Origin of the sequence: Streptomyces alboflavus, assembly GCF_000716675.1 — a bacterium.
GTDB lineage: Bacteria > Actinomycetota > Actinomycetes > Streptomycetales > Streptomycetaceae > Streptomyces > Streptomyces alboflavus.
This window is the reverse complement of record NZ_JNXT01000169.1, coordinates 1-209: the sequence shown is the minus strand read 5'-3', so window position 1 is coordinate 209 and position 209 is coordinate 1. Positions and strand designations below refer to the sequence as shown.

At 67.0% G+C, this 209-nt stretch carries 1 pseudogene; it reads right to left on the bottom strand.

Going from position 1 to position 209, the window contains the following annotated elements:
- Positions 1-209, bottom strand: a pseudogene (locus OO63_RS46235) (transcriptional regulator); the annotation flags it as partial.

The following is a 209-nucleotide window of genomic DNA, read 5'->3' as shown; positions in this document are numbered from 1 at the left end:
TCCACCCAGGCGTCGTCGAGCGCCTCGTCGTTCGCGTCGGTCCAGGCCCTTACCAGCGCGTCCCACTGGCGGACATTCAAGCTCCGGAATTCCACGACCCGCTGACGTGGCCTGGGTACCTGGGACTGGTTCAGCGGGTGAATTTCCACGCGCGTGCCCCGGCCTTCCGCATTCAGGCGCCGCAGCAGATATCGGGCGACGTTCTGCCG